Raw genomic sequence first — 7140 nt, forward strand, 5'->3', positions numbered from 1 at the left:
TTTTTACATTTTTCTAAAGGTTGTTCAAACACCATGGTAACGTCAATTATCCTAACCCTGATAGCGGTCGCATTTGTGCTTATCGTTATAGAGGATATTATCCATGTAAACAAGGCCAAAACTACGCTTTTCTTTGGTACTTTATGCTGGATTATCTTATTTATCTCGCCGCTAAACGGGCAAAGCCCCGAAACTATACAACATCAACTTGATCACAATATTTTAGAGATTGCCACACTCTGGTTGTTTTTAATGGCTGCAATGACTTTTGTTGCCTATTTGAACTCCAAAGGTTTTATCCAAAATATTGTGCACAGAGTAATGCCAAGCGCAATTAGCGAACGAAGGCTGATGTTTTTAATAGGTGGGTTTTCTTTCTTATTTTCGTCGATTTCAGACAATATTACCGCTACGCTAATCTCGCTTGCTGTAGTGATGTCGTTAAAACTCGATCCGAAAAAGTTGATTAAATACGCTACGTTAATTGTTTTTAGTGTTAACTCCGGTGGGGTGTCACTGATAACAGGTGATGTAACTACCTTAATGATTTTCCTCGATGGTAAAGTAAGCATTGCTAACTTGCTATTGCTTATTGTACCTGCACTGACAAGTGTCGCACTGTTGGCAATTATGTTGTCGTTTGGCTTAAATGGCGCTGTAGAGTTTACTAAACAACAAGAGCGCCGCATTGAAAAAACCGATATCACCATTGCGGTTATTTTCTTATCAACCATTATGGCTACATTAACACTGAGCGTACTTTACCATGTGCCTCCGTTATTGACCTTTTTGTTTGGTTTGTCGCTGATGTTCTTAACTGCCCAATTTTTAATGCGCAAAAAAGACGTAAACAAAAAAATCATCGATTACATTCGCGAAATAGAATACGACACCTTACTGTTTTTTGTTGGTGTGCTGTTACTCGTTGGTGCATTAAAAGAAGTGGGCATGCTAAGTAAGTTCACTAATTTATATGAACTAATGCCAGCGCAATATGCAAATTACCTAATGGGTATTTTATCTGCTGCGGTTGATAACGTGCCACTCACAGCTGCACTACTTAAAGCCGACATTATGATGAGCCCACAGCAATGGCTATCGTTTACTTATGCCACAGGCGTGGGTGGCTCTATGCTTATTATTGGCTCGGCGGCGGGTATTATCGCTATGAGTAAAGTAAAAGCACTGACGTTTATGAGCTATTTACGTATGTCGGCTTATTTATTAATTGCTTATACAGTAGGTTATGTTGGCTCTTATGTTGCGGGGAGTTTTATTTAATCGAGTGAGATTTAATAAAACAACTTGACAGCTAGACGTCTAAACGATAACTTTCAAAGCCCACTTTTTAGTGGGCTTTGTTATTTTTGCTGTTTTTTAAAGCGGTTAATCTAACATTCAGAAGAGGTGCGATATTTAGGTACTTAATGTGAAGCGACGTTTGCTTTTGATCATTAAGGAGGGAAATACTCGCCGAGAAGAACAACTGACGTCACAGTGGTTTTTCGGTTTGTGGGGCTGAATCCTCAAAACTGTCACCAATTTAGGTGGAGAGCTTCTGGCAGTGGACTTTTCTTATCAAGCCCCCCCTTGCCAAGTTCTTCTTGTATTATCGTGGTATGAATACCACAACAGGAGACGACATGAATACCCAAGTAGTTACAGATAACACGCAACAATTGAGCAATACAAAATCAGATTACGTTGTGGCTAAATTTGGTGGCACCAGCGTAGCTAATTTTGACGCTATGAGCCGTTGTAGTGAAATTATTGTAGCTGATAACACAGTGCGCGTTGTAGCAGTTAGTGCCAGCGCCGGTGTAACAAACCACCTTGTTGCTTTATGCCAAAAAGACTTAACAGCACCAGAGCGCAGTGAACACATTAACGGTGTGATTGCTATTCAAGAGGGTATTTTAAATGAGTTATCACTTGATGCTGATTTAGCCCACGGTTTTGATGAAACAATTAAAGCTTTTAAATCGCTTGCCAGTGAAGCGCTTAAGTCTAAGCAGCAACATGATGAGTTACTAAGCTTTGGTGAGCGTTTATCGTCGTATTTATTTACCCAAGTACTGCGCCTAAATGGCTTAGACGCAGTGCGTTTTGATGTACGCCAAGTACTAAAAACAGATAGCCAGTTCTCAAAAGCAACGCCAGATGTAGCAGCGACTGCATTGGCGGCAAAAGCGCACTTAATACCTTTATTAAAAGAACATGTTGTGGTTACTCAAGGCTTTATTGGTAGTGATGCCCACGGACAAACAACCACCCTTGGTCGTGGTGGCTCAGATTACAGTGCGGCGTTATTAGCTGAAGCTGTAAACGCAAAAAGTGTACACATTTGGACAGACGTTGTGGGTATATTTAGTACTGATCCGCGCTTGTGTGTAAAAGCCACGCCTATTGCTCGGTTAAGTTTTGATGAAGCCGCAGAAATGGCGACCTTTGGCGCAAAAGTATTACACCCGGCAACAATTTTGCCAGCGAGCCGCAGCCACATTAGCGTATTTGTAGGCTCTAGCCGTGAACCTGAGCGTGGTGGTACGTGGATTGAACGTGAAAAGTCACAAGTGCCCGGTATTCGTGCTGTAACGCAACGCAAAAACCAAATTCTGTTAACCCTAAAAAGCCCTGAAATGCTGTTAGCCAGTGGCTTTTTAGCACGAGTATTTACGATATTAAGTGAGTTTAATATTTCAGTTGATTTGGTAACAACCTCTGAGATTAGTGTGGCAATTACTCTTGATAATGCGCCGAATGCCTCTCGTCCTGAGCTTGATCAAGATTGCTTAGATAAACTTGCTGAGTTTTGCCATGTATCGGTTGAAAACAACTTAACGCTGGTGGCGCTAATAGGTTCTGAAATCCAGCTGCGCCAACAAGAAGTTAATTTAATGAATGTGCTGAGCGACTTTAATATTAGGTTAATCTGTCATGGTGCGAGTAAACACAATTTATGCTTTTTAGTTGAACAAGCAGAGTCTGACTTAGTTGTGCAAGCTATTCACAGCCGTTTACTTGAGCTCGAACACGCCGCTTAACTGATTTAAATCATCAATATAAAAGCACTGCCAGTCAGTGCTTTTTTTATTCACGATAGATATATCAAAGTCTTTAAACTCACAACTTTTGGCATTTAAATTAGCCGTTGTAAGCTCGGTGAAAACATGTGGGCTGAGAAGTTGAGCAATCGGGCGGCTAGTCGCTTTGGCTAGTGCTTCTTTTAAGGTCCAAATTCTAAAAAAACGCTGGGCGGCATATTGCTCATTTGCGGTGATTAAGTCGACTTCTTGCTGGTGATAAAAATGCTTAGCCAATTTTTCAAACGGGCGTTTTAAACTGATTTTTTCAATATCAAAACCAAACTCAACCTGCTCAATATTCAGCGCTGCACCAACAAAACCATTTGAATGAGATAAACAACTACTCAAAACGGTATTGGTATTTTTGATGTGCAATAAAAGCTTGCTGCTTTGCTCGTCAAATTCAGAGCTAATATGATTAGCGGGAGTATCGGCAAATTCTGTAAAGCAGTGTTTAACTAAAAATTTAAGCAGTAAACGCGTGGCGAGGTACTCTTGTTTTGCTTTACTGCTTCTTCTGCGTTCAATAACAGCTTGCTCAAACGGGCTTAGTAAATCAGTTAATGAAAAATCAGCAAGCTTTATAGAATCTGCGTTCAATAGTAAAACGCATTGTGCATTTATATTAGACGCACTAAATGGGTTTACAGTAAGGTGCTGCTCAAAGTATTGGTTAGGCATAAAGTCCAGTTGGCTAGCAATGAAAATATAAAAGCTGGGTATAAAATGCGCATTTAGCGTTGGTCTGTTCCAGCATTGGCAAATTTATTACTCAGTCGCGGTGAAATATGGTTTAATTCACCTTAATGAAAAATAATAACAGATAGTAGATGTATGGCACAATTGCGTGATGGTTTTCAAAGCCGCCTAGGTTTTGTTTTAGCGGCTTCTGGTGCTGCGGTTGGTTTAGGTAATATTTGGGGCTTTCCTACACAAGCAGCGAACCACGGCGGTGGTGCGTTTTTACTGGTTTATTTTATCGTTATATTTTTACTGGCAGTGCCTGCTTTATACACCGAGCTTTATTTAGGGCACCAAGCGCAAGCTAATCCAGTTAAAGCACTTAAAAACGCATGGCACGATCAAGCACCAAAAGTAGGTGCAGCGGCGGGTTATTTAGGCCTAGCGGGCGCTATAGTAATGCTAAGCTTTTACTCGATTGTAGCAGGGTGGATGCTTGCTTATGCGCTTGAGCCCATAACTACCTTTTTTGGTTTTACTGAAATAAGTGCTTTTTTACAAACAGATTCTATGGCGCGTAATTTTGTATTTACGCCGCTAATGCTGATTTTAACTGCCAGCATCATTTTAAAAGGGGTTAAATCAGGGATTGAGACTTGGTCACGCCGTTTGATGCCAATGCTACTAGTTTTATTAGTTGGGCTGATTGCCTACATTGCCACCCTTGATGGCGCAAATGAAGGGTTTGCAGCCTATTTAGTGCCTAATTTTAGCCATATACTCGACCCAAACTTGATAATAGCCGCCATGGGGCAGGCGTTCTTCTCATTGTCGCTCGGTGTAGGTTGTATGATGATTTACGGCTCATACTTACAGCCTGATGCCAATTTACCGCGCTTAACAGCATCAGTGGCGCTACTTGATACTGGCGTTGCATTCTTAGCTGGTTTGTTAATTATCCCTGCTATTTACGTGGCGCAACACAACGGTGTGCAAGTGTTTAGTGATGGCAAACTCATTGGTGAAGGCCAGCTTATTTTTGCAATTTTACCAGAGCTGTTTAATACCATGGGTGAAATTGGCTTAGTGGTAGGGTTATTGTTTTTTGTGTTGATGTCGATAGCGTCATTAACCTCAACAATTTCATCGACCGAAATTCCCGTTGCATTTTTAGTTGAAAACCATCAAGTAGAACGTAAATCAGCGACCTTTATTGTGAGCCTCACCGTGCTTGCAGCCTCTTCATTAATCATCTTTAATTTTGAGTGGTTATTTGGTTTAGTGATTATGGTGTTAACGCAATACCAACTGCCATTAATGGGCTTGTTTTATTTTGTAACGGTAGGCTGGTTATGGCGCCGTGGTAACCAACTGCATCAAGCAAGCAGCGGTTTTAAGTTTTGGTTTGCTCAGTATATTCGCTTTGTGTGCCCAATTTTAATGACCGCCGTGTTTGCTAATGTAGCGTTTGGGTAATAGTTTAGCCGTAAGTTTTAACGGTATTACATCCAAGGAGGGATTATGAACAGAGAAGTTAAAATACCGACTTTACCTGACTCGGTAGCAACAGCAAAAATTACTAATCTTTATGTTAATGAAGGTCAAGTAGTCTATGTAGACGATGTACTGTTTGATGTTGAAACAGACAAAGTTGTTTTAGAAGTCATTGCAGATTGTAATGGCATTATTGAAAGTATAACCATTGCCAATGGTGACCATGTTGATGCAGACCAAGTTGTGATGACTGTTAAACAGCTTGCTGACAATGAACTGCCAGCACGACCTAAAGCTCAAAGCGCCAATAGCAGCACAAGCGACTTGGCAGAACAAACAACGGCTACTCCTCCATTGTTTTCTAAATTTAATGTAAGTTTGATCATTGCACTAGCAGTAGGGGCTTTAGCTATCTTTCTTATGCTGGGTAACTAGCTGCTATGGCCAATTATGTGAATCACCCACTATATGGCAGCGAGCCAATTTCCTCTGGTAATAGTTACACAAAGCAAGAAATCGATAATGCCCATTGGCGCTATAAAAGTGTTCGCTACTTTCCAGAAACAGCAATCCCCGCAGCAACCGAAAAACAAAGTTATTGTATATATCCAAGGCAACTCTACGTTGATATAGCAGAGCAGTGTGTCGATTGTCACAGGCCATTTATATTTTTTGCGAAAGAGCAGCAATATTGGTTTGAACAATTAAAGTTTTGGATTGATGCACATGCGATAAGGTGCTTTGAATGCAGAAAGAAAACCCGCGCAATAAACCAGTTGCAAATTAGCTATGCAAACTTAATCATTGAAGAGCATAGAACGCCAGCTGAAACCCAATTACTCAAGTCTACAGCGCAGCAACTGTTTGATTTAGGTGTGATCAACAAGGTAAATAAACTAAACGCTATTCGTAAAATGTAAGTATTAGTAGTTAAGCTTTAACTTGAACTGTCAGATTTGAACAGCAGAAATCAATCAAATCTGACAGTCGCATTTGTGCCAATAGCGGAAGCTTGAAGTTGCTTGAAAAGGTATCAATAATAGTCTATTGAGCGACCATAAAAGGTTTAAATTAAAAAGGCTGATTACCGATATGCTCAGTCGGTATTTTGGATTAAATACTTTAGCTAAGAGGTATATACGAAAGCGGACGTTTTATTATCCGCTAGCGTATACTTCATCGCTCTACTAAATGGTTACTGTTATAGAATAAGGATCATTGTTAGATGAATGATCGAAAGGATGGTTTACTGAGATATAATAAGTACCATTGGCTAGCTCCACCCCTACAGAGATAGCTTTTTCTTGGTCAACATTAAAGGCGAAGATTTCGTTACTATTTTCGTCATACACAGTAATAACCCATTTTATGCCAGAGCTTTCTCTGTACTTACCATCTACGCTTGTATTGACGGTATAAGTACCACCATCGGAATAAATACTAAACCAATCAACATCACCATTAGAGTTTATTGAACCACTTATAGTCTCACCGACAGTTAGTAAATTCGCTTGCTCTTTGACATTATTTGGTTCAACTTCAGTTGATATTGAGTTATTCGTACTTTCAGTGACCGTTAGAAAATAAGGATCATTGTTAGATGAATGATCGAATGGATGATTTACTGAGATATAATAAGTACCATTGGCTAGCTCAATGTCTATAGGAACAGGGTGCTCTTGGTCAACATTAAAGGCGAAGATTTCATTACTATTTTCGTCATACACAGTAATAACCCATTTCATACCAGAGCTTTCTCTATACTCACCATCTACGCTTGTATTGACGGTATAAGTACCACCATCGGAATAAATACTAAACCAATCAACATCACCATTAGAGTTTATTGAACCACTTATAGTCTCACCGACAGTTAGTA

Annotated in this window: 7 protein-coding genes and 1 riboswitch; of the genes, 5 read left to right on the top strand and 2 right to left on the bottom strand. The window is 40.0% G+C overall.

Features of this window, described 5'->3' with window-relative positions; genetic code table 11:
• Positions 1-33 precede the first annotated feature (33 nt).
• Together nhaD and lysC are read left to right on the top strand one after the other, a co-directional pair.
• Positions 34-1281, top strand: coding sequence for a sodium:proton antiporter NhaD (gene nhaD / locus ACHUE3_RS03825; protein ID WP_394191633.1), 1248 nt, complete (start codon positions 34-36; stop codon positions 1279-1281).
• Positions 1282-1394: 113 nt separating this feature from the next.
• Positions 1395-1566, top strand: a riboswitch (Lysine riboswitch).
• Between the two features lie 77 nt (positions 1567-1643).
• Entirely contained in the window at positions 1644-3044 is a 1401-nt protein-coding gene (gene lysC, locus ACHUE3_RS03830; protein WP_394190380.1) for a lysine-sensitive aspartokinase 3, read from the top strand.
• Here lysC and ACHUE3_RS03835 read toward each other — a convergent pair.
• Positions 3018-3767, bottom strand: a complete 750-nt coding sequence (locus ACHUE3_RS03835) for a 4'-phosphopantetheinyl transferase family protein (protein ID WP_394190382.1) — start codon at positions 3765-3767, stop codon at positions 3018-3020. The genes lysC and ACHUE3_RS03835 overlap by 27 nt on opposite strands.
• 153 nt (positions 3768-3920) lie before the next feature.
• Here ACHUE3_RS03835 and ACHUE3_RS03840 point away from each other — a divergent pair, with 153 nt between their 5' ends.
• Genes ACHUE3_RS03840 through ACHUE3_RS03850 form a run of 3 tightly spaced genes read left to right on the top strand, consistent with a single transcriptional unit; the run spans position 3921 to position 6181 of the window.
• Positions 3921-5243 (top strand): sodium-dependent transporter, encoded by a 1323-nt coding sequence (locus ACHUE3_RS03840; protein ID WP_394190384.1) that lies wholly within the window; start codon positions 3921-3923, stop codon positions 5241-5243.
• 45 nt (positions 5244-5288) lie between these two features.
• Entirely contained in the window at positions 5289-5696 is a 408-nt protein-coding gene (locus tag ACHUE3_RS03845; RefSeq protein ID WP_394190386.1) for a biotin/lipoyl-containing protein, read from the top strand.
• A 17-nt stretch (positions 5697-5713) separates the two neighbouring features.
• The gene (locus tag ACHUE3_RS03850; RefSeq protein ID WP_394190388.1) at positions 5714-6181 is read left to right on the top strand and encodes a zinc-ribbon domain containing protein; all 468 of its coding nucleotides are present in this window, start codon (positions 5714-5716) and stop codon (positions 6179-6181) included.
• Positions 6182-6448: 267 nt separating this feature from the next.
• On the opposite strand, the gene ACHUE3_RS03855 is transcribed toward ACHUE3_RS03850, so the two are convergent.
• Positions 6449-7140 (bottom strand): hypothetical protein (locus tag ACHUE3_RS03855; RefSeq protein WP_394190390.1); only part of this gene is annotated, 692 nt, incomplete at its 5' end.

Origin of the sequence: Pseudoalteromonas atlantica (assembly GCF_043641955.1) — a bacterium.
GTDB classification, from domain to species: Bacteria; Pseudomonadota; Gammaproteobacteria; order Enterobacterales; family Alteromonadaceae; genus Pseudoalteromonas; species Pseudoalteromonas atlantica_A.

Excerpts from the sequence above, each read along its gene's own strand:
- nhaD (WP_394191633.1), top strand. The coding sequence starts at position 34 with ATGGTAACGTCAATTATCCTAACCCTGATAGCGGTCGCATTTGTGCTT.
- lysC (WP_394190380.1), top strand. The coding sequence starts at position 1,644 with ATGAATACCCAAGTAGTTACAGATAACACGCAACAATTGAGCAATACA.
- ACHUE3_RS03835 (WP_394190382.1), bottom strand. The coding sequence starts at position 3,767 with ATGCCTAACCAATACTTTGAGCAGCACCTTACTGTAAACCCATTTAGT.
- ACHUE3_RS03840 (WP_394190384.1), top strand. The coding sequence starts at position 3,921 with ATGGCACAATTGCGTGATGGTTTTCAAAGCCGCCTAGGTTTTGTTTTA.
- ACHUE3_RS03845 (WP_394190386.1), top strand. The coding sequence starts at position 5,289 with ATGAACAGAGAAGTTAAAATACCGACTTTACCTGACTCGGTAGCAACA.